A 19859-nucleotide genomic window follows, 5' to 3' on the forward strand; every position below is an offset into this window, starting at 1 on the left:
GAGAACCCACGTGACGCAACACGCGCACACGCCCGGTTTCAACCTGGTGGAGTTCTCCACGCGCCGTCGTGTGACGGTGGCGATGGTGACCCTCACTTTCGTCCTCTTCGGCCTGATCGCGCTGGGCGACCTCAAGGTCAACCTGCTGCCGGATCTGAGCTATCCCACGCTGACGGTCCGCACCGAATACACCGGTGCGGCGCCGTCGGAAATCGAAACCCTGATCAGCGAGCCGGTGGAAGAAGCCGTCGGCGTGGTCAAGGGGCTGCGCAAGCTGAAGTCGGTCTCGCGCACGGGCCAGAGCGATGTCGTGCTCGAATTCGCCTGGGGCACCGACATGGACCAGGCCAGCCTGGAAGTCCGCGACAAGATGGAAGTGCTGCAACTTCCGCTTGAAGCCAAGGCCCCGGTGCTGCTGCGCTTCAATCCGTCGACCGAACCGATCCTCCGCATCGCGCTGTCGCCCAAGACCGACGCGTCGAGCGACACCGAGGCCATGCGCCAGCTCACCGCGCTGCGCCGCTATGCCGACGACGACCTCAAGAAGAAGCTCGAGCCGGTCGAAGGCGTGGCCGCGGTCAAGGTCGGCGGCGGCCTGGAAGACGAAATCCAGGTCGACATCGACCAGCAGAAGATCGCGCAGCTGAACCTGCCGATCGACACCGTCATCCAGCGCCTGCAGCAGGAAAACATCAACATCTCGGGCGGCCGTCTTGAAGAGGGCTCGCAGCGTTACCTCGTGCGCACGGTGAACCAGTTCGCCAGCGTGCCGGAAATGCGCGAGATGCTAGTTACCACGCAGAGCGGCGGCGACAGCGCGGCGGCTTCGGCGGCGGCGCAGATGGCGGCGATCGCGGCGCAGACCGGTTCGGCCGAAGCGATGGCGGCGGCGGCCTCGGTGCAGAGCGCCAATTCCGGTGGCGGCGCGACCGTCGCCGGCGGCATGCCTGTGCGCCTGAAGGACATCGCCGACGTGCGGCAGGGCTTCAAGGAACGCGAGGCGATCATCCGCCTGGCGGGCAAGGAAGCGGTCGAACTGGCGATCTACAAGGAAGGCGACGCGAACACGGTCGCCACGGCCGACGCGATCCAGAAGCGTCTGGACGAACTCAAGCAGCAGGTGCCGCCGGACGTCGAACTGACGACGATCGACGACCAGTCGCAGTTCATCCGCCACGCGATCTCCGACGTCAAGAAGGACGCGGTGATCGGCGGCGCGCTGGCGGTGCTGATCATCTTCCTGTTCCTGCGCGATGGCTGGAGCACATTCGTCATCAGCCTGTCGCTGCCGGTGTCGATCATCGCGACGTTCTTCTTCATGGGCCAGATGGGCCTGAGCCTCAACGTCATGTCGCTCGGCGGCCTGGCGCTCGCGACCGGCCTGGTGGTGGACGACTCCATCGTCGTGCTGGAAAGCATCGCCAAGGCGCGGGAGCGAGGCCTCGGAATCCTCGACGCCGCCATCGCCGGCACGCGCGAGGTCAGCATGGCCGTGGTCGCGTCCACGTTGACGACGATCGCCGTGTTCCTGCCGCTGGTGTTCGTGCAGGGCATCGCGGGCCAGCTCTTCCGCGACCAGGCGCTGACGGTGGCGCTCGCCATCGGCATCTCGCTGATCGTCTCGATGACGCTGATCCCGATGTTGAGCGCGCTCAAGGGCCGCCCGCCGATGGCCTTCCCGGAAGAAGCGCCGCATCCGCGCTGGGAGCCGAAGACGAAGCTCGGCATGCCGCTGGCGTACACCAAGCGCGGCATCGGCTGGACCTTGCGTTCGTTCTTCTTCGGCATCGCCTGGCTGATCGTGCGTGCATGGCGCGGACTGGTCGCTGTGGTCGGTCCGGTCATGCGCAAGCTCAGTGACCTCGCGATGGCGCCCTACGCCCGTGCCGAACGCGGCTACCTGAAGCTGTTGCCGAACGCGTTGAACCGTCCGGTGCTGGTGCTCGGTTCGGCGGCGGTGGCCTTCGCGCTGACGCTGCTCGCCGTGCCGCTGCTGGGTGCTGACCTGATCCCGCAGCTGGCGCAGGACCGCTTCGAGATGACCGTGAAGCTTCCGCCCGGTACGCCGTTGCGCGAGACCGACGCCCTGGTGCGCGAGCTGCAGCTCAAGCACGCGAAGGACGACGGCATCCGCGCGCTATACGGCGTGAGCGGTAGCGGCACGCGACTGGACGCCAACCCGACCGAGAGCGGCGAGAACATCGGCAAGCTCACCGTCGTGATGGAAAACGGCGGCAGCAAGGACGTCGAGGCGCGCGAGACCGAAGCCCTGCGCGAAACGATGACGGCGCATCCCGGTGCGCAGGTCGACTTCGCCCGTCCGGAGCTCTTCAGCTTCTCCACGCCGCTGGAAATCGAGCTGCGCGGGCAGGACCTGGAAAGCATCCAGCAGGCGGGTCAGCGCATGGCCAAGCTGCTGCGCGCCAATCCGCACTACGCCGACGTGAAGTCGACGGTGGAAGAGGGCTTCCCGGAAATCCAGATCCGCTTCGACCAGGATCGCGCCGGCGCACTCGGCCTGACCACGCGCCAGATCGCCGACGTCGTGGTGAAGAAGGTGCGCGGCGACGTCGCCACGCGCTACAGCTTCCGCGATCGCAAGATCGACGTGCTGGTGCGCGCACGCGAAACCGATCGCGCATCGGTCGACAGCATCCGTCGCCTGATCGTGAACCCGGGCAGTAACCGCCCGGTGACGCTGGACTCGGTCGCCGACGTGGTCGCCACGACAGGTCCGAGCGAGATCCACCGCGCCGACCAGGTGCGCGTGGCGATCGTCTCGGCGAACCTGCGCGACATCGACCTCGGCACGGCCGTTCGCGAAGTCCAGGACATGGTCTCGAAGGAGCCGCTCGGCGCCGGCGTGAGCATGCATATCGGCGGCCAGGGCGAGGAACTCGCCGAATCGGTCAATGCGCTGCTGTTCGCGTTCGGCCTGGCGGTGTTCCTGGTGTACCTGGTGATGGCCTCGCAGTTCGAATCGCTGCTGCATCCGTTCGTCATCCTGTTCACCATCCCGCTGGCGCTGGTCGGTGCGGTGCTCGCGCTGCTGCTCACCAATTCGCCGGTGTCGGTGGTGGTGTTCATCGGCCTGATCCTGCTGGTCGGCCTGGTGGTGAAGAACGCGATCATTCTGGTCGACAAGGTCAACCAGCTGCGCGAGGCGGGTGTCGCCAAGCGCGAGGCGCTGGTGGAAGGCGCGCGTTCGCGACTGCGCCCGATCATCATGACCACGACCTGCACGCTGTTCGGCTTCCTGCCGCTGGCGGTGGCCGTGGGCGAGGGCGCGGAAGTGCGCTCACCGATGGCGATCACCGTGATCGGCGGCCTGCTGGTCTCGACGCTGCTGACGCTGGTGGTGATCCCGGTGGTGTACGACCTGCTGGATCGCCGCGCGGACGACTACTACGTCAACCGCGCCAAGCGCACGCACGGGGCGGTCGCCACGGGCGAAGGCGCCGGCGGCCATGCCGAGCCGGTCTGAGGAGCGCGCGCGATGAGTATTGCCGAGCTCAGCATCAAGCGGCCCGTCACGGCGATCATGTTCTTCGTGTCGCTGTTCGTGATCGGCCTCATCGCGGCGATCCGCCTGCCGCTTGAGGCCTTTCCGGAAGTCTCGCCGCCTTTCATCTTCGTGCAGTTGCCCTACACCGGCTCCACCCCCGAGGAGGTGGAGCGCACGCTGCTGCGTCCGGTGGAGGAAGCGCTGTCGACGATGACCGGCATCAAGCGCATGGACGCGAACGCGCGTGCCGACGGCGCCGAGATCTTCATGCAGTTCTCCGACTGGAACCGCGATGTGGCCATCGCGGCGTCGGAGGCGCGCGAACGCATCGACGCGATCCGCGACGACCTGCCCGACGACCTGCAGCGCTTCAACGTCTTCAAGTTCTCCACGACGGACGAGCCCGTCCTGCGCGTACGACTGGCCAGCAAGAGCGACCTGACCGGCTCGTACGACATGATCGAGCGCGAGTTCAAGCGCCGCATCGAGCGCATCCCGGGCGTGGCGCGCGTGGACGTCACGGGCGCGGCGCCGAACGAGGTGGAAATCGCGATCGATCCCGACCGCCTCACCGCGCACAACCTCAGCCTCAACGATCTCAACGAGCGGCTGAAGGCGGTGAACTTCTCGATCTCCGCCGGGCAGATCGACGACGGCGGCCGCCGGTTGCGCGTGCAGCCGGTAGGCGAGATCGTCGACCTTCAGCAGCTGCGCGACCTGGTGATCAACAACACGGGTGTGCGACTGGGCGACATCGCGCAGGTGCGGCTGAAGCCGCAGCGCATGAACTACGGGCGCCGCCTCGACGGCCGTCCGGCGATCGGCCTGGACATCTTCAAGGAACGCAACGCGAACCTCGTGGATGTCTCCAGCAAGGCGCTGGCGGAAGTGGAGGCGATCCGCAAGCAGCCCGAGCTGTCCGACATCCGCATCATCATCATCGACAACCAGGGCGACAACGTCACCAAGTCGCTGCTCGAACTGGCCGAGGCCGGCGCGATCGGCCTGGTGCTGTCGATCGCGGTGCTGTTCTTCTTCCTGCGCCACTGGCCGTCGACGCTGATGGTGACGCTGGCCATCCCGATCTGTTTCGTGATGACGCTGGGCTTCATGTACTTCGCCGGCGTCACGCTCAACATCCTGTCGATGATGGGCCTGCTGCTGGCGGTCGGCATGCTGGTGGACAACGCGGTCGTGGTGGTGGAGAGCATCTACCAGGAGCGCGAGCGCATGCCCGACCAGCCGGTGCTCGCCTCGATCCTGGGCACCAAGCACGTGGCCATCGCGCTGTCGGCCGGCACGCTGTGCCACTGCATCGTGTTCCTGCCGAACCTGTTCGGCGAGCGCAACTTCCTGTCGATCTACCTGTCGCAGATCGCCATCACGATCTCGGTCTCGCTGCTGGCCTCGTGGCTGGTCGCGGTGAGCCTGATCCCGATGATCTCCGCGCGCCTGAAGACCCCGCCGGCGGTGCGCTCCGACCGCGGCATCATCCCGCGCATGCAGAAGCGCTACGCGACCTTCCTGCGCTGGACGCTGGAACACCGCGGCAAGGCGGTGCTCGGCATCCTGATGATCATCGCGGTCAGCATCGTGCCGTTCCAGCTCACCAAGAAGAACATGTTCGGCGGCGACGACGGCACCGAGACGAACATCTTCTACCAGTGGAAGGGCGCGTACACGAAGGAGCAGATGTCCGACGAGATCCTCAAGATCGAGAAGTTCCTGGACGCGAACCGCAAGAAGTACAACATCACCCAGATCTACTCGTACTACAGCGAGCAGGGCTGGGGCGGCACGCGCATCACCTTCGACACCAAGAAGATCAGCGAGTCAAAGGGCATCGTCGAACAGCTCCGCAAGGACCTGCCGAAGTCGGCGCGCGCCAACATCGGCATCGGCAACCAGGGCGGTGGCGGCGGCGGTGGCGGCGGCGGCCCGGGCCAGAACGTGCAGGTGCAGCTGGTGGGCGATTCGACCGAAACGCTGGTCGAACTGGCCAACGACATCGTGCCCATCCTCGCCAAGCGCAAGGAACTGCGCGACGTGCGCGTGGACATCGGCGACCAGAACAGCGAGCTGTCGGTGCGCGTGGATCGCGAACGTGCGGCATCGTTCGGCTTCAGCGCGCAGGAAGTGGCCAGCTTCGTCGGCCTCGCGCTGCGCGGCGCGCCGCTGCGCGAGTTCCGTCGCGGCGACACCGAAGTGCCGGTGTGGGTGCGTTTTGCGGGCGCAGAAGACTTCGGCATGAAGGACGTCGCCAGCTTCACGGTGCGCGCGCCCGACGGCCGCACCGTGCCGCTGCTGGCGATGGTCGACGTGGCAGTGAAACCGTCGGCGACGCAGATCCAGCGCGCGAATCGGCAGACGACGGTGGCGATCCAGGCCAACCTCGGCGACAAGATCACCGTGCCCGAAGCGCGTACGGCGATGGAGGACGTGCTGAAGGCGGTCGCGTTCCCGGCCGGCTACAACTACACCTTCGAGTCGGGCGCGTTCGAGGACGAAGCCGAGGCGAACAAGCAGATGATGTTCAACCTGCTGATCGCGCTGATCATGATCTACGTGGTGATGGCGGCGGTGTTCGAGTCGCTGCTGTTCCCCTCGGCGATCATGACCGGCGTGCTGTTCTCGGTCTTCGGCGTGTTCTGGCTGTTCTGGCTGACGGGCACCGAGTTCAACATCATGGCCTTCATCGGCATCCTGGTGCTGATGGGCGTGGTGGTGAACAACGGCATCGTGATGATCGAGCACATCAACAACCTGCGCCGTCGCGGCTACTCGCGCACCGACGCGCTGGTGGAAGGCAGCAAGGAGCGACTGCGCCCGATCCTGATGACGATGGGTACGGCGATCCTGGCGATGGTGCCGATCTCGCTGACGCAGACGCAGATCGGCGGCGACGGCCCGCCGTACTACCCGATGGCGCGTGCGATCGCCGGCGGCTTGGCGTTCTCCACCGTCGTCAGCCTGCTGTTCCTGCCGACCATCTACGCGATGCTTGACGACCTGCGCAACAGCACCTCGCGCATGATCCGCCGGGCACGCGGCAAGCAGGTGGAAGGCCCGATGGGTGGGGCGACGATCACGGCAGTGCACGTGGAGTAAGCGCACCTGCCGTCCGGTGAAACTGAAAGGGAGGCCGACTGGCCTCCCTTTCCGTTTCTACCCGCGCGATGCCCGTGCCACTTCACTTTCGCTTCACCGCGTCGACCTCGCCACTTCGCGCATGCCGGCCAACGTGCCCACGTCAGCCATCGGAGAGGCGAAGTGGACGTCGTACTGCGGCAATGGGGTGGGTTCTTCCTCGACAAGCGGCCGGCGAGCCTCGCATGGCGCGCGTTGGTCGAACTCCTCGTGTTCGGCGTCCGGCAGGCGTGGGCGAGCCTGTTCGGCGCGCTGCTGTTGGCCGCCATGCTGGGCACGCGCGTGTACTGGCCCGATACGATGCCGCTCGCCCGTTACGACGCGCTGTTCTTGATGGCGGTCGCTATACAGATCGCGTTGGTGGCGACCGGACTCGAACGCCCGCGCGAAGCGATCGTCATCCTCGTTTTCCATGTCGTCGGCACGGCGATGGAAGTGTTCAAGACCCACATGGGTTCCTGGACCTATCCGGAGGAGAGCGTGTTTCGCATCGGCGCGGTGCCGTTGTTCAGCGGGTTCATGTACGCCGCGGTCGGCTCGTACATGGCACGCGTGGTTCGTATCTTCGACATCCGCCTCGACCGCTACCCGCGGCGCTCTATCACGATCGCACTGGCCGCTGCAATCTACGTCAACTTCTTCGCGCATCACTTCATGCCCGATCTGCGGATCGGGCTGTTCATCGCGACGGCGCTGACGTTCGGCCGCGTTCGGATGCAGTTTAGCCTGCTCGAAGGGACGCTCGCGATGCCGCAGCTGCTCGCGTTCGTGCTGGTGGCGACATTTATCTGGATCGCAGAAAACGTGGCGACGTGGTCGAGCATCTGGCTCTATCCGAACCAGATGCACACCTGGATACCGGTCTCTCCGGCCAAGCTCGGCTCGTGGTTCCTGCTCATGATCATCTCGGTGGTGCTGGTGACGCTGGTGCATCCACCAAGACGATCCGATGGGCCATGAGCGGCCGCGCAGTAGCGATCAGTGCAGCAGCCGCCCACCGATGCGGAACAGGCCCGTCCAGGCGCCGATCATCGACCCCAGGTTGGTGAGCAGGAACGTCAGCAGTACGCGCGCCACGCGGTTGCGGTACCAGCCGCGAACGGTCTGCACGTCGTCGCGCAGCGACATGAAATCGGCGTAGGTCGGCTTGCGGATGCGCGCTTCGGTCAGCGCGCTGAACGTGCCGGTCGGCACGCCCAGGCGGAACGGCTTGAGCGGTGCGAACAGGGCGGCCGTGAGGATGCTCAGCGGATGCGCCGTCGCCAGCGCGCAGCCCAGTGCGGCGAAACCGGCGGTGCACACGACCCATTGCAGCAGCAGGTCGGCGCCCATCGCGAAGCCGCCGCGCCAGATGCCCACGCCGATGGCGGCGACGATGAACGCGACGATCGCGATGCCCAGCCACGGCGTCTTGCTCTTCTTGCGAACCGTTTCGAGCTCGGTGCGGATCGCTTCCGGATCGCGCGTTTCCTCGCGCAGGTGACGCGCGAGGCCTTGCAGGTGTCCCGCGCCGACGACCGCGAGCACTTCGCGCGCGTCGCCGTGCGTCTCGCGGAGGCGCGCGGCCATGTAGCGGTCGCGTTCGGCGATGACGGCTTCGTACAGCTCGGGGCTGTCGCTGGCGAACTCGCTGAAGCTCGATTCCAGCATGTCGCCCTGCTTGAGCTTTTCGATGTCCGCCTCGCCGACTTCCTCGTCGACGAACAGCGCGGTCATCAGCCCGGCGCCGAGCTTGATGCGGCCCCAGAAACCGAGCCCCGCGCTGGCGCGACGGAAGGTCAGGCCGACGTCGCGATCGATGAGGTGCACCGGCAGGTCGCGCTGGCGCGCTTCGAGCACGGCGCGCTTGAGTTCGGCGCCGGGCTCGACGTCAAGCTGTTCGGCCAGCCGGCGCTGGTACGCGGCCAACGCGAGGTTCGCGGCAAACAGGGCCGTCTTGCCCTTGCGGATGACCTCGACCAGGTCCATGCGCGCCATCGCGTCCGGATCGGTCAACGCCGTCAGGCGCTGCGGATCCAGTTCGACCGCGACCGCATCGAACGCGCCACTGCCGACGGCGTCGCGCACCGCTTCCACGCTCGCCTGCGACACGTGCGCCGTGCCGAGCAGCGTGTAGCGCACGCCGTCGCGTTCGACGATCGCGTGCGGCTGGCGTTCGAGCAAAGCCTGCAGCGACTCAGACATCGAGGCGCCCTTCGACGGAAACGGACGGTGCAGCGTGGATCGGCATGGAGCGGGGAGTCCTGCAGCAAGACGGCGCCCGCAGGCGCCGTCGTGGGAAATCGGTTGCAGGAAGCTTAGGGCCTGACCGGGGACGGGGCAATGAACGCCCGTGTCATGCGACGCCGAAGGGCAGGTTCGGAGACGACACCGCGCGTTCGCCGACGGTTTCGCCGCGCAGGAACCGCATCACCGACGCAATGACCACCTCGTCGTCGAGCACGCGCCGATGACCGAGCCCGCGCGTGGTCAGGAGGCGCGAGTCGGGCCAGTAACGCGCGTAACGCTCGCCTTCCGACCACGGCACGTCGCGATCTTCGAGGTCATGCACGATCAACGCCGGACGGCCGATCACCGGCGCGGTGCGGTGCGCCTGCTGTTCGTCGAAGCTCATGCCAATGCGGCTTTCGAAATACTTGAACATGCGCTGCGTCAGGGTCTGGCCGATCCACAGCAGGTCGGCGAAGCGCTCGGCGGCGGCGACGGGATCGGCCGCAGGCGCGATCAGAACCGCACGCTCGGCCTTGAGGCCACGCGAAAGCGCATTGGCCGTCGCCGCGCCGCCGAGCGAATGCCCGATCACGACCGCTGCCGGGCCGAAGTGTTCGCCCACCGCCATCAGGTGGCGGGTGAAGCAGGGCAGCGTCGCGCGCTCGCCCGGACTGCGGCCATGCGCCGGCTGGTCGAAGGCGACCACGGCATAGCCCGCCGCCCGCAGGCGCGGCAACCAGGCGCCGACGCGTGTGCCATGGCTCGACCAGCCGTGCGCGAACAGCACGTAGGGCTGGCGCTTCGGGTCGCCCCAGACGTAGGCGGTGATCGGGTGCCCGTCGACGGCGACGCTCTCCTCGCGAGCATCGAAAGTCGGGGCCGCGAGGGCACGACTGCGGGAAGAGGGCATCGGCGTGCAGAAGATCCGCGCGGCGCGGGCGACCGCACGCCGCGGCGCGACGAGGCCGCCGATCGCGAACCACAGCCGGAGTCCGTAGAGGGCAAAGAGCTTACGAACGGTCGTGCTAATTTTGGCGATGAGCGGGTACACGGTGGATCCCTCCGTGGGGTGGAGTCAGGCGTCGGGCGCGGCGGCGCTGGGCGCGTAGGAACGGAACAGCCGCTCCATCGCGCGTCGGCCGCGATTGGCGGCGGTGTCAAAGCCGAACAGGCCGGCGTCGTGGTGGACGATCAGGGCGAGGGCGTACAGCTCGAAGGCCATCTGGTCCGGATCGGTGTCGCCTGCCAGCTCGCCGGTTTCGATGGCGAGCGTGATGGCGCGGGCGATTTCCTGGCGCCAGCGGAGGTCGTGCGCGACCAGGCGATCGCGCAATGGGCCGGGGCGGTCGTCGTACTCGCTGGCGGCGCTCAGCAGCAGGCAGCTGCCTTCGGATTGGCGGACCCAGTCGTACCAGGCTTCCAGTATGGCGCGAAGGCGGGCCAGACCGCGCGGATGCTTCAGTGCCGGACGAAGCACGTGATCGACGAACCGCACGCCGGCTTCATCCAGCACGGCCATCTGAAGGTCTTCGCGCGAGCCGAAATGCGCGAAGACACCGCTCTTTGACATGCCGACGGCTTGGGCGAGGGGGCCGATCGACAGCCCTTCCAGACCCGCCGCGCAGGCGATCCCGTAGGCGCGGTCGATGATGGCTTCGCGGGTGGCTGCACCCTTGCTGGTGGCGGTCAGAGCGTTCACGGCCGAGAAAATAGCACGGCCGTTCGTTTTATTCCGACCGTTCGTCGGTTTCAGACAGGATCGGACCCGTCGCCTTGTCCGAGCGCCAGCTGCATCTGGACCGTGTCCAGCCACCGCCCGTGCTTGCGGCCGAGGCCCTTGAACACGCCGACGGTCCTGAAGCCCAGCTTCTCGTGCAGGGCGATCGAGGCGGTGTTCGTGACGTCACCGACGACGGCGACCATCTGTCGCAGGCCCAGCGCGGTGCAATCGTCGATCAGTCGCTGCAGCAGCGCGCGTCCGATGCCCTGGCCGACGAAGTCCGGATGCACGTAGACCGTGTCCTCGACGGTCCATCGATACCCCTCGCGTGTGCGGTACGTGCTGGCGTAGGCGTAGCCCGCGAAGCGGCCGTATTGCTCGGCGACAAGATAGGGATAGCCCTGCGCGACCACTGCCTGCCAGCGGCGCGTCATCTCCGCCTCGTCGGGCTCGTCGTACTCGTAGGTCGCGACGTGATCGCGGACTTCGTGCGCATACAGCGCGGTAATCGCGGAAAGATCGGTGGCGACGGCGCTGCGAAGGTGCAGCGCAGGTGGGGTCGCGGCGGGAGCGGTTGGCGTCGGCATGGCCCAAGCGTAACCGCGGCCATGGCTTGCGTCGCTGGTCGCGAACCGGCTTTGACGTCATCCCCGCGCAGGCGGGGATCCAACCCTGCATGCATCACGCCCGACGTAAGACGTGATGCCTCGGACCGATGGATTCTCGCCTGTGCGGGAATGACGGCTGGCGGACGGTGCCCGGGCGCTCGCTAGAAACCTAATCGCGATAACGCTTCAGCAGATCGCCGTAAGCATCGATGCGACGGTCGCGCAGGAATGGCCAGATGCGACGGACGTGCTCGCTGCGTTCCATGTCGACTTCGGCCATCAGGATTTCGGGAGCGTCGGTCTTCGCTTCGGCCAGGAATTCGCCTTGCGGCCCCAGCACGTGGCTGCTGCCCCAGAACTGGATGCCCGATGCGCCGAGCGGCGAGGGCTCATGGCCGACACGGTTGCAGCTGAGCACCGGCAGGCCGTTCGCGACGGCGTGACCGCGGTGACTCAGGATCCACGCGTTGCGCTGGCGATCCTTTTCGGCCTGCTGGTCGTCCGGGTCCCAGCCGATGGCGGTCGGGTACAGCAGCAGTTCCGCGCCGGCCAGCGCCATCAGGCGCGCACCTTCGGGATACCACTGGTCCCAGCACACCATCACGCCGAGGCGGCCGACGGACGTGTTGATCGGCTCGAATCCGATGTCGCCCGGCGTGAAATAGAACTTCTCGTAGAAGCCCGGATCATCCGGGATGTGCATCTTGCGGTACTTGCCCGCGACGCTGCCGTCGGCTTCGAAGACCACCGCGGTGTTGTGGTACAGGCCGGTCGCGCGCTTTTCGAACAGCGAGCTCACCAGCACGACGCCATGCTTCCTGGCGAGCGGCGCGAGCCGTTCGGTGCTCGGGCCGGGAATGGTTTCGGCGAGGTCGAACTCGCACACGTCCTCGTGCTGGCAGAAGTACGGGCCGTTGTGCAGTTCCTGCAGCAGCACAAGCTTCGCGCCCTGCCGGGCGGCCTCGGCCACGCGCTGTTCGATCACCGCGAGGTTCGCTTCGGCGTCGCCGTGGTTGCGCTCCTGGATCAGCGCGACGGGGAGGGTGGTCTTCTTCATCGTGGTCCGGAATCTGGATGCGCGCGAACAGCGCGGGACGGCCTGCAATTGTAGGCTGCGTGCATGACGCGAATGTCGCGTCGCTGGAACGGTGCGGACGGCGAGGCCGTCCGCGGAGTCATCCGGCGCTCAGGCCACGACGCCCTGCGGCAACTGCATCGTGATGCAGTGCAGGCTGCCGTTCTGCCAGATGAGTGACCTGCACGGAACCGGAACGATCTCGCGACCCGGGAAGGCTTCAGCCAGGACGGCCTGCGCCTTCGCGTCGGCGTCGTCGCCATACGCGGGCATCAGCACGGCGCCGTTGACGATCAGGAAGTTGGCGTAGCTCGCGGCGAGGCGACGGCCGTCGTCGAGGATCGGCTGCGCCCACGGCAGCGGGAACAGGCGATACGGCTTGCCATCCTTCGTGCGCAGCGCGGCGATCTCGTCGCCCATCGCCTTGAGCTCGGCGTAGTGCGAATCGGATTCGTCGTCGCAGGCCTGGAAAACGATGGCGTCGCCCGGCGCGAAGCGGGCGAGGGTGTCGACGTGGGCATCGGTGTCGTCGCCTTCCAGGTAGCCGTGGTCGAGCCACAGCACCCGGTCCTGCTTCAGCCAGTCGGCCAGCCTGGTCGTCAGTTCGTCGCGCGAGGCATCGGGATGGCGCTCGTGCAGGCACTGCCAGGTGGTCAGCAGCGTGCCGTCGCCGTCGGTATCGATGGCGCCACCTTCCAGAGCAAAATCAATGGATTGCCGCGCACTCTTCGAGAATATTCCGGCTTCCGTCAGGCGCTCGACCAGCAGGTCGTCCAGGCTGGCGTCGAACTTGCCGCCCCAGCCGGTGAAGCGGAAGTCGAGCAGCCGAAAGCCTTCGCCGTCGCGCAGGGTGATCGGGCCCGAATCGCGCAGCCAGGTGTCGTCGTAGGGCGCCTCGATGAAGCGCACCTTCGACATGTCCACGCGTGCGGACGAAAGGCGCGCGCGTGCGTACGCCTCCACGTCCTCGTCCGCCACGCACACGATCGCGTCCTGGAAGCGGGTGATCGCCGCGACGAGCGCGATGTAGGTCTCCTCGACCTCGCCCAGGCGGTCGGCCCAGTCGGTATCGGCGTTGGGCCATGCGATCAGGACGGCCGACTGGGGTTCCCACTCGGCGGGAAAGCGTGCGTACGTGCTCTGGGCGCGGGTGTTCTGGTTCATAGCCTCATCGGATGGGCGGCTTGGGCCCAACTTCCTCGGCGCTGGCCTTGTTGGCCACCGCGTCGATCACCTTGTTCTTCTCGAAGTAGACGGTGAAGGACGGGTAGACCCAGCGGTTGATGGTCGGCCACTGGCGCTTCTGTCCACCTTCGGCGTCCAGCTTCTGCGCGGGCGCGCCGTAGCTGGCTTCCACCTGCGCCATGGTCTGGCCACGCGCGGGCAGGGTTGCCTGGTTTTCTTCCTGGACGCGCTCGACCAGCAGGGTGTCGGCCGAGGCGACCCCGGACAGGGCGAGCGCAGCGAACAGCGGAACGGCTTTAACAAGATGCTTCATGGTCAGTCCCCTTCGAGCCCCCTCGTGGTAGTGCGCGATTGTACGCACAACCCCTGATGGCCCGGCAGCGCGCGGCCGTCACGTTTTGGAGGTTTGCGCTCGCCCGAACGGGCCTCGACGCCGGTTCGACGTGGAGGGAAAGCCACAATGCAGAAGGCCGCCCGGGGGCGGCCTCCATACTCGCGTTACGACCCGGCGCAGGACGCCGGAGCGTGGATCAGCGCTGACGCGCCTTGAAACGCGGGTTCGACTTGCAGATCACGAAGACCTTGCCACGGCGGCGAACGACTTTGCAGTCGCGGTGACGGGCCTTCGCCGACTTCAGGGAGGACAGGACCTTCATGACAGACCTCGGCTACAGGTAAATGGGATAACGAACGAAGCCGGCGATTCTAACGGGTAAATTCCCTGCGGATCAAGTGTTTGCGCGTACGAGGCGAAAATTCGCCCGGCGGCTCTTGGTCGAGGGCGTGCATTGGCGGTGGCACGTGGTCTTTCCACCGCGTTTTTCGGGCTCCCGGCGCCGAGCACGCATAATGCCCGCATGAACAGCCCACACTCCAGTTCCAGCGTTCCCGTCCTCACCATCGATGGTCCTTCCGGCTCCGGCAAGGGCACCATCAGCCGCCTGGTCGCCGCCCGCCAGGGCTGGCATTACCTGGATTCGGGCGCCCTGTACCGCGCCGTCGGCGTCGCGGCGGGGTGGGCCGACCTGGACCTCGCCGACCCGGCGGCACTGGTCCGTTGCACCTTCGACACCCGCATCGACTTCCAGGAAGACCCGGTTTCCCGGGAACTGCGCATCCTCGTCAACGACATGGACGCCACCGACGAGCTTCGTACCGAGACCGCCGGCGCCGCCGCTTCAGCCATCGCCGCCATCCCCGAGGTCCGGGCCGCCCTGAAGGACCGCCAGCGCGCGTTCCGCCAGGCACCGGGGCTGGTCGCCGACGGCCGTGACATGGGCACGGTGATCTTCCCGGACGCCCCCTACAAGGTCTTTCTGACCGCCAGTGCCGACGAAAGGGCCGAAAGGCGCTATAAGCAGTTGAAAGACAAGGGGGTTTCCGTTAATTTAGACGGTCTGCTGCGGGAGATCCTTGCCCGCGACGCGCGCGATGCCAATCGCGCGGTGGCTCCGTTGAGGCCGGCCGAAGACGCCGTCCGCATCGATACCACCGGCCTCGGCATCGACGACGTGGTCGAACGCGTGCTGGCCTTGTTGCCTGCGCGCTGAGCGCGCTTCATGCGGCGTGTTTCCACCGTAGCAGATCGAGTGCCATCGCAATCCCGCGATGGTTCAACCACAACACATGGCGCAGTTGCATCGCGCCACACAACGGGTGGGTCGACCACGCGCTGCTTGATGCCTTCTAACTCAGTTAGGCCCTGACAGCCGGTGCGGCCCGTGTGTTCAACCGAGTATTTTTTCCAATGACCGAATCATTTGCCGAACTGTTTGAACAGAGCCAGACCAACCTGGCCAAGCTGAAGCCGGGCGCCATCGTCACCGGCGTCGTCGTGGAAGTCCGCGGCGACGTGGTGGTGATCAACGCCGGCCTGAAGTCGGAAGGCATCGTGCCGATCGAACAGTTCCGGAACGACGCCGGTGAAATCGACGTGGGCGTGGGCGACGAAGTCAAGGTCGCGCTCGACTCGATCGAGAACGGCTTCGGCGAGACCGTCCTGTCGCGCGAGAAGGCCAAGCGCGCCATGGTGTGGGACGAACTCGAGCAGGCGCTCGAGAAGAACGAGACCATCACCGGCCGCATCAGCGGCAAGGTCAAGGGCGGCTTCACCGTCGACATCAAGGACGTGCGCGGCTTCCTGCCGGGCTCGCTGGTCGACGTGCGCCCGGTGCGCGACTCGGCTTACCTCGAAGGCAAGGAACTCGAGTTCAAGCTCATCAAGCTTGATCGCAAGCGCAACAACATCGTCGTCTCCCGCCGTGCGGTGGTCGAGAGCGAGTACAGCGTCGAGCGCGAGCAACTGCTCGAGAAGCTGCAGGAAGGCGCGATCCTCAAGGGCGTCGTCAAGAACCTCACCGATTACGGTGCGTTCGTCGACCTCGGCGGCATCGATGGCCTGCTGCACATCACCGACATGGCGTGGAAGCGCGTGCGTCACCCGTCCGAAGTCGTGGAAGTCGGCCAGGAGCTGGACGTCCGCGTGCTCAAGTACGATCGCGAGCGCAACCGCGTCAGCCTCGGCCTGAAGCAGCTGGGCGAGGATCCGTGGGACAACATCGCCCGTCGCTACCCGGCCAACACCCGCGTGTTCGGCAAGGTCTCCAACGTCACCGATTACGGCGCGTTCGTCGAGATCGAGCCGGGCGTGGAAGGCCTGGTGCACGTGTCCGAGATGGACTGGACCAACAAGAACGTCAACCCGTCGAAGATCGTGCAGGTCGGCGACGAGGTTCAGGTCATGGTCCTGGACGTCGACGAAGAGCGTCGCCGCATCTCGCTGGGCATGAAGCAGGTCACCAGCAATCCGTGGGAAACCTTCGCCGCCATCCACAAGAAGGGCGACAAGGTGTCGGGCCAGATCAAGTCGATCACCGACTTCGGCATCTTCATCGGCCTGGACGGCGGTATCGATGGCCTGGTGCACCTGTCCGACCTCAGCTGGAACACCACCGGCGAAGACGTGGTCCGCAACTTCAAGAAGGGCGACACGCTGGAAGCCGTCGTCCTGGCCGTGGATCCGGAGCGCGAGCGCATCAGCCTGGGCGTCAAGCAGCTTGAGCAGGACCCGATGGGCCAGTACGTGGCGTCCAACGCGAAGGGCTCGATCGTCCGCGGCAAGGTGAAGGAAGTCGACGCCAAGGGCGCGACCATCGAACTGGACAATGGCGTGGAGGGCTACATCGCCGCCCGCGACATCGCCAAGGAGCGCGTCGAAGACGCTTCGCAGTACCTGAAGGTCGGCCAGGAAGTCGAAGCCAAGATCATCGGCAACGACCGCAAGGGCCGCTCGATGCAGCTGTCGATCAAGGCGAAGGACGAGGCCGAGCAGCAGGAAGCGCTGGCCGACTACAACCGCGCCTCCTCGGAAGCCTCCAGCGGCACCACCAAGCTGGGCGCGCTGCTGCGCGAGCAGCTGGGCAGCAAGTCCGAGTAACAGCCGCTGTAGCGTGGTACCCGAAGGCGGTCCGGCTAGTCCGGGCCGCCTTCGATATGCAAGACCCCGCAACCGCTGCACGTCACGTCGGCGGTTTGCGACAAAGAAGCGTGACAACCGGCGCGCCGCCAACCAGAGCCTGCATGACCAAGTCCGAACTCATCGAGATCCTTTCCCAGCGTCAGGCCCACCTGAAGGGCGAGGACGTGGATCTGGCGGTGAAGGCGCTCCTGGAAATGATGGGCGGGTCGCTCGCCACCGGAGAGCGGATCGAAATCCGCGGCTTCGGCAGTTTTTCGTTGCACTACCGTCCGCCGCGCCTGGGTCGCAACCCGAAGACGGGCGAGTCGGTCGCGCTGCCCGGCAAGCACGTTCCGCACTTCAAGCCCGGCAAGGAATTGCGCGAGCGCGTCAGCGGCGTCGTGCCGCTGGAAGAAGCCGACTGATTGCCGGCGACGCATGCGGCGCCACGCGCGCATCGTTGTTCCACTGGACCTTCGAAGTAGGTCCGTTAAGCTAAAGCAGACCACAGCGGTCGATGGAGGCCGTGATGCGCCTGCTCCGTTTCCTGATCGCGATCGCATGCCTTGCGGCTGGCGCCATCATCGGCGCGTTGAACCGCGCTCCGGTCGTGATCGACCTTGGATTCTCGCGGCTGCCGACCAACCTCGGCGTGTCGCTGCTGGTCGCGCTGCTGCTTGGCGTGCTCATTGGCGGCGTTGCGATCAGCGCCAGCGTAGTCCTTCCCATGCGCCGCCGACTGGCGCGCGCCGAACGCACGGGCGCGATGACCGCACCCACTTCCGGACCTTGATGCATGGCTTTCATCAGTGAGTGGTTCTGGTTCTTCCTCCTCCTGCCGATCGCGGCGGTGAGTGGCTGGATCATCGGCCGTCGCGGCGGCGAGCGTCACAGCGACACGCAGGTCAGCCGGCTGTCGACCACGTACTTTCGCGGCCTGAATTACCTGCTCAACGAACAGCCCGACAAGGCGATCGAGTTGTTCCTGCATATCGCCGAACTCGACAAGGACACGTTCGAGACGCAGGTCGCGCTCGGCCATCTGTTCCGCCGCCGTGGCGAAGTGGATCGCGCGATCCGCCTGCATCAGGCGCTGGTGCAGCGGCCCGGTCTGAGCGACCAGCAACGCGTGCAGGCGCTGCTCGCGCTGGGCGAGGACTACATGCGTTCGGGCCTGCTCGATCGCGCGGAGACCGTGTTCTCCGATCTGGTCGCGCTCGACATGCGCGCGCCGCTCGCACTTCGCCATCTCATCGGCATCTACCAGTCCGAACGGGACTGGGACAAGGCCATCGAGAACGCGCGCCGTTACGAGGAAGCCACGGGCGAGCCGATGGGCAAGCTCATCGCGCAGTTCGAGTGCGAGCTGGCCGACCGCCATCGTGCCGCCGGCGACACCGACGCGGCGCGTGCCGCGGTCGCGCGCGCGTATGAAGCCGATGCGAATTCCGTTCGCGCGGGCATGATCGAAGGCCGCCTGGAAGTGGATGCGGGCAACGATGCAGGTGCGATCCGTGCATTCGAACGCGTGGCGCGCGTGGATCCCGACTACCTGCCGGAAATCCTGCCGCTGCTGCTCGACTGCTATGCCCGTGTCGGCGATGCGCCGGGCGCGCGCGCGTTCCTGGCCGAGATGACCGAGCACTATCGCGGCATCGCGCCGGTGCTCGCGCTCACGCGCATGGTCGAGAGCGAGGAGGGCGTTCCTTCGGCGCGCGCCTATCTCGCACGCCAGCTGAAGGATCGCCCGTCCGTACGCGGCGAAGCGGCGCTGATCGACCTGACGCTTGCCGAGGGCGCCGACCCGGCCGCTACGTTGCACGATCTCAAGCACATCACCGACCAGTTGCTGGTCCGCAACCCGAGCTACCGCTGCAATCGCTGCGGTTTCGGCGCGCGCAGCCACCACTGGCAGTGCCCGAGCTGCAAGGAGTGGGGCACGATCAAGCCGCTGCTGAACTACGCGGTGGTCTGACGGATGCTGGAATGGCTGGTGGTGCACTTCTGCATCGGCGTCGCGGGCACCTGGCTCGCGCGGCGCTATGCGCTCATGCGGTCGCTGATCGACCAGCCCGGCGAACGTCGCAGCCATAGCGTGGCGACGCCTCGCGGCGGCGGCATCGCGATCGTGATTTCGCTGCTGGTGGCGGCTGTCGCACTTGGCGTGCGCCAACCCGACCAGGCACCGCTGATGTTGGCGTTCGGCGTCGGGCTGCTGATGGTGGCGGGCATCGGCTGGGTGGACGACCATCGGCCGCTGTCCCCGTGGATTCGCCTGGGCGTGCATGTACTCGCGTCGGCCCTGTTCGCGATTGCGATCGGGGATCTTTACGACTCGATGTGGCTCGGCCTGGCCGCCTTCGTCTTCACGCTGGTGCTGACCAACGTCTGGAACTTCATGGACGGCATCAACGGCCTGGCCGCAAGCCAGGCCCTGATTGCGGCCATAGGCCTGGCCTGGATCGCTGGCGGCGCCTGGACGCTCCTGGCCCTCGCGTTGGCCGCGGCGTGCCTGGGCTTCCTGCCTTTCAATTTTCCCAAGGCCCGCATCTTCATGGGCGACGTCGGCAGCGGGGCGATCGGATTCGCGCTTGGGGCGCTCTGCGCGGTGGCCGGGGCGCGGATGGGCGAACGGTTCGCGATCGTCCTGCTGCCCGTTTCGGTATTTCTCGCCGATGCCAGCCTGACCCTACTGCGCCGCATCCTGCGCGGCGAACGCTGGTGGGCGCCGCATACCCAGCACGCGTACCAGGCGTGGTCCCGTGCGGCCGGTCACGGTCGCGTAACGGCCTGCTATGCGGTCGTTTCGATGGTGGTCATAATTGCGGGCTGGGGGGTCATGCCGCGTGATGCGTTCTTCATCGTCGGTACCGTTATCGCGTGGTATATGTGCTGCGCTTTTTTTTGGCTGGTGCTGCAGAAGAAGTTTCCTGGCGCAGCTTCCTGATTGA

At 66.5% G+C, this 19859-nt stretch carries 17 protein-coding genes; 9 read left to right on the top strand and 8 right to left on the bottom strand.

Features of this window, described 5'->3' with window-relative positions:
• Positions 1-10: 10 nt before the first annotated feature.
• The 3 genes from GOY17_RS08040 (at position 11) to GOY17_RS08050 (ending at position 7612) form a co-directional block, all read left to right on the top strand.
• The gene (locus tag GOY17_RS08040; RefSeq protein WP_232338561.1) at positions 11-3484 is read left to right on the top strand and encodes an efflux RND transporter permease subunit; all 3474 of its coding nucleotides are present in this window, start codon (positions 11-13) and stop codon (positions 3482-3484) included.
• 12 nt (positions 3485-3496) lie between these two features.
• Positions 3497-6613: an efflux RND transporter permease subunit gene (locus GOY17_RS08045; RefSeq protein WP_157029976.1), complete on the top strand. Its 3117-nt coding sequence runs from the start codon at positions 3497-3499 to the stop codon at positions 6611-6613.
• Positions 6614-6847: 234 nt separating this feature from the next.
• Entirely contained in the window at positions 6848-7612 is a 765-nt protein-coding gene (locus tag GOY17_RS08050; RefSeq protein ID WP_232338562.1) for a DUF817 domain-containing protein, read from the top strand.
• Positions 7613-7630: 18 nt separating this feature from the next.
• Here the strand turns inward: GOY17_RS08050 and GOY17_RS08055 are convergent, their stop codons facing one another.
• The 8 genes from GOY17_RS08055 to ykgO form a co-directional block, all read right to left on the bottom strand.
• Positions 7631-8836 (bottom strand): TraB/GumN family protein, encoded by a 1206-nt coding sequence (locus GOY17_RS08055; protein WP_157029978.1) that lies wholly within the window; start codon positions 8834-8836, stop codon positions 7631-7633.
• A gap of 151 nt (positions 8837-8987) precedes the next feature.
• Positions 8988-9914 carry an alpha/beta hydrolase gene (locus tag GOY17_RS08060; RefSeq protein ID WP_232338563.1) on the bottom strand — a complete coding sequence of 309 codons (927 nt, stop codon included), beginning with the start codon at positions 9912-9914 and terminating at the stop codon, positions 8988-8990.
• 24 nt (positions 9915-9938) lie between these two features.
• On the bottom strand, positions 9939-10562 hold the full coding sequence (locus GOY17_RS08065) for a TetR/AcrR family transcriptional regulator (RefSeq protein ID WP_157029979.1): 624 nt from the start codon (positions 10560-10562) through the stop codon (positions 9939-9941).
• A 50-nt stretch (positions 10563-10612) separates the two neighbouring features.
• Positions 10613-11170 carry a GNAT family N-acetyltransferase gene (locus GOY17_RS08070; protein ID WP_157029980.1) on the bottom strand — a complete coding sequence of 186 codons (558 nt, stop codon included), beginning with the start codon at positions 11168-11170 and terminating at the stop codon, positions 10613-10615.
• 190 nt (positions 11171-11360) lie between these two features.
• Positions 11361-12248 (bottom strand): carbon-nitrogen hydrolase, encoded by an 888-nt coding sequence (locus tag GOY17_RS08075; RefSeq protein ID WP_157029981.1) that lies wholly within the window; start codon positions 12246-12248, stop codon positions 11361-11363.
• A 129-nt stretch (positions 12249-12377) separates the two neighbouring features.
• Positions 12378-13430, bottom strand: a complete 1053-nt coding sequence (locus GOY17_RS08080) for an agmatine deiminase family protein (protein WP_157029982.1) — start codon at positions 13428-13430, stop codon at positions 12378-12380.
• 4 nt (positions 13431-13434) lie between these two features.
• A complete protein-coding gene (locus GOY17_RS08085; RefSeq protein WP_115840515.1) occupies positions 13435-13764 on the bottom strand; it encodes a hypothetical protein in 330 nt (109 codons plus the stop codon).
• 217 nt (positions 13765-13981) lie between these two features.
• Positions 13982-14107 (bottom strand): type B 50S ribosomal protein L36, encoded by a 126-nt coding sequence (gene ykgO / locus GOY17_RS08090; protein WP_010342887.1) that lies wholly within the window; start codon positions 14105-14107, stop codon positions 13982-13984.
• 201 nt (positions 14108-14308) lie between these two features.
• On the opposite strand from ykgO, the gene cmk reads away from it, so the two are divergent.
• The 6 genes from cmk (at position 14309) to GOY17_RS08120 (ending at position 19855) form a co-directional block, all read left to right on the top strand.
• The gene (gene cmk, locus GOY17_RS08095) at positions 14309-15001 is read left to right on the top strand and encodes a (d)CMP kinase (protein ID WP_157029983.1); all 693 of its coding nucleotides are present in this window, start codon (positions 14309-14311) and stop codon (positions 14999-15001) included.
• A 197-nt stretch (positions 15002-15198) separates the two neighbouring features.
• Positions 15199-16887, top strand: coding sequence for a 30S ribosomal protein S1 (rpsA, locus tag GOY17_RS08100; protein WP_115840513.1), 1689 nt, complete (start codon positions 15199-15201; stop codon positions 16885-16887).
• Positions 16888-17030: 143 nt separating this feature from the next.
• Positions 17031-17333, top strand: a complete 303-nt coding sequence (locus GOY17_RS08105; protein ID WP_115840512.1) for an integration host factor subunit beta — start codon at positions 17031-17033, stop codon at positions 17331-17333.
• 104 nt (positions 17334-17437) lie between these two features.
• Entirely contained in the window at positions 17438-17701 is a 264-nt protein-coding gene (locus GOY17_RS08110) for a lipopolysaccharide assembly protein LapA domain-containing protein (RefSeq protein ID WP_198173858.1), read from the top strand.
• 3 nt (positions 17702-17704) lie between these two features.
• The gene (gene lapB, locus GOY17_RS08115) at positions 17705-18883 is read left to right on the top strand and encodes a lipopolysaccharide assembly protein LapB (RefSeq protein ID WP_115840510.1); all 1179 of its coding nucleotides are present in this window, start codon (positions 17705-17707) and stop codon (positions 18881-18883) included.
• A 3-nt stretch (positions 18884-18886) separates the two neighbouring features.
• Positions 18887-19855: an MraY family glycosyltransferase gene (locus tag GOY17_RS08120; RefSeq protein WP_157029985.1), complete on the top strand. Its 969-nt coding sequence runs from the start codon at positions 18887-18889 to the stop codon at positions 19853-19855.
• Positions 19856-19859 lie beyond the last annotated feature (4 nt).

This window comes from Lysobacter soli (genome assembly GCF_009755585.1).
GTDB lineage: Bacteria > Pseudomonadota > Gammaproteobacteria > Xanthomonadales > Xanthomonadaceae > Lysobacter_J > Lysobacter_J soli.

Bases quoted from the DNA above. Each gene is read 5' to 3' on its own strand.
- GOY17_RS08045 (WP_157029976.1), top strand. From the start codon at position 3,497: ATGAGTATTGCCGAGCTCAGCATCAAGCGGCCCGTCACGGCGATCATG.
- GOY17_RS08055 (WP_157029978.1), bottom strand. From the start codon at position 8,836: ATGTCTGAGTCGCTGCAGGCTTTGCTCGAACGCCAGCCGCACGCGATC.
- GOY17_RS08070 (WP_157029980.1), bottom strand. From the start codon at position 11,170: ATGCCGACGCCAACCGCTCCCGCCGCGACCCCACCTGCGCTGCACCTT.
- GOY17_RS08075 (WP_157029981.1), bottom strand. From the start codon at position 12,248: ATGAAGAAGACCACCCTCCCCGTCGCGCTGATCCAGGAGCGCAACCAC.
- GOY17_RS08080 (WP_157029982.1), bottom strand. From the start codon at position 13,430: ATGAACCAGAACACCCGCGCCCAGAGCACGTACGCACGCTTTCCCGCC.
- GOY17_RS08085 (WP_115840515.1), bottom strand. From the start codon at position 13,764: ATGAAGCATCTTGTTAAAGCCGTTCCGCTGTTCGCTGCGCTCGCCCTG.
- ykgO (WP_010342887.1), bottom strand. From the start codon at position 14,107: ATGAAGGTCCTGTCCTCCCTGAAGTCGGCGAAGGCCCGTCACCGCGAC.
- cmk (WP_157029983.1), top strand. From the start codon at position 14,309: ATGAACAGCCCACACTCCAGTTCCAGCGTTCCCGTCCTCACCATCGAT.
- rpsA (WP_115840513.1), top strand. From the start codon at position 15,199: ATGACCGAATCATTTGCCGAACTGTTTGAACAGAGCCAGACCAACCTG.
- GOY17_RS08105 (WP_115840512.1), top strand. From the start codon at position 17,031: ATGACCAAGTCCGAACTCATCGAGATCCTTTCCCAGCGTCAGGCCCAC.
- GOY17_RS08110 (WP_198173858.1), top strand. From the start codon at position 17,438: ATGCGCCTGCTCCGTTTCCTGATCGCGATCGCATGCCTTGCGGCTGGC.
- lapB (WP_115840510.1), top strand. From the start codon at position 17,705: ATGGCTTTCATCAGTGAGTGGTTCTGGTTCTTCCTCCTCCTGCCGATC.
- GOY17_RS08120 (WP_157029985.1), top strand. From the start codon at position 18,887: ATGCTGGAATGGCTGGTGGTGCACTTCTGCATCGGCGTCGCGGGCACC.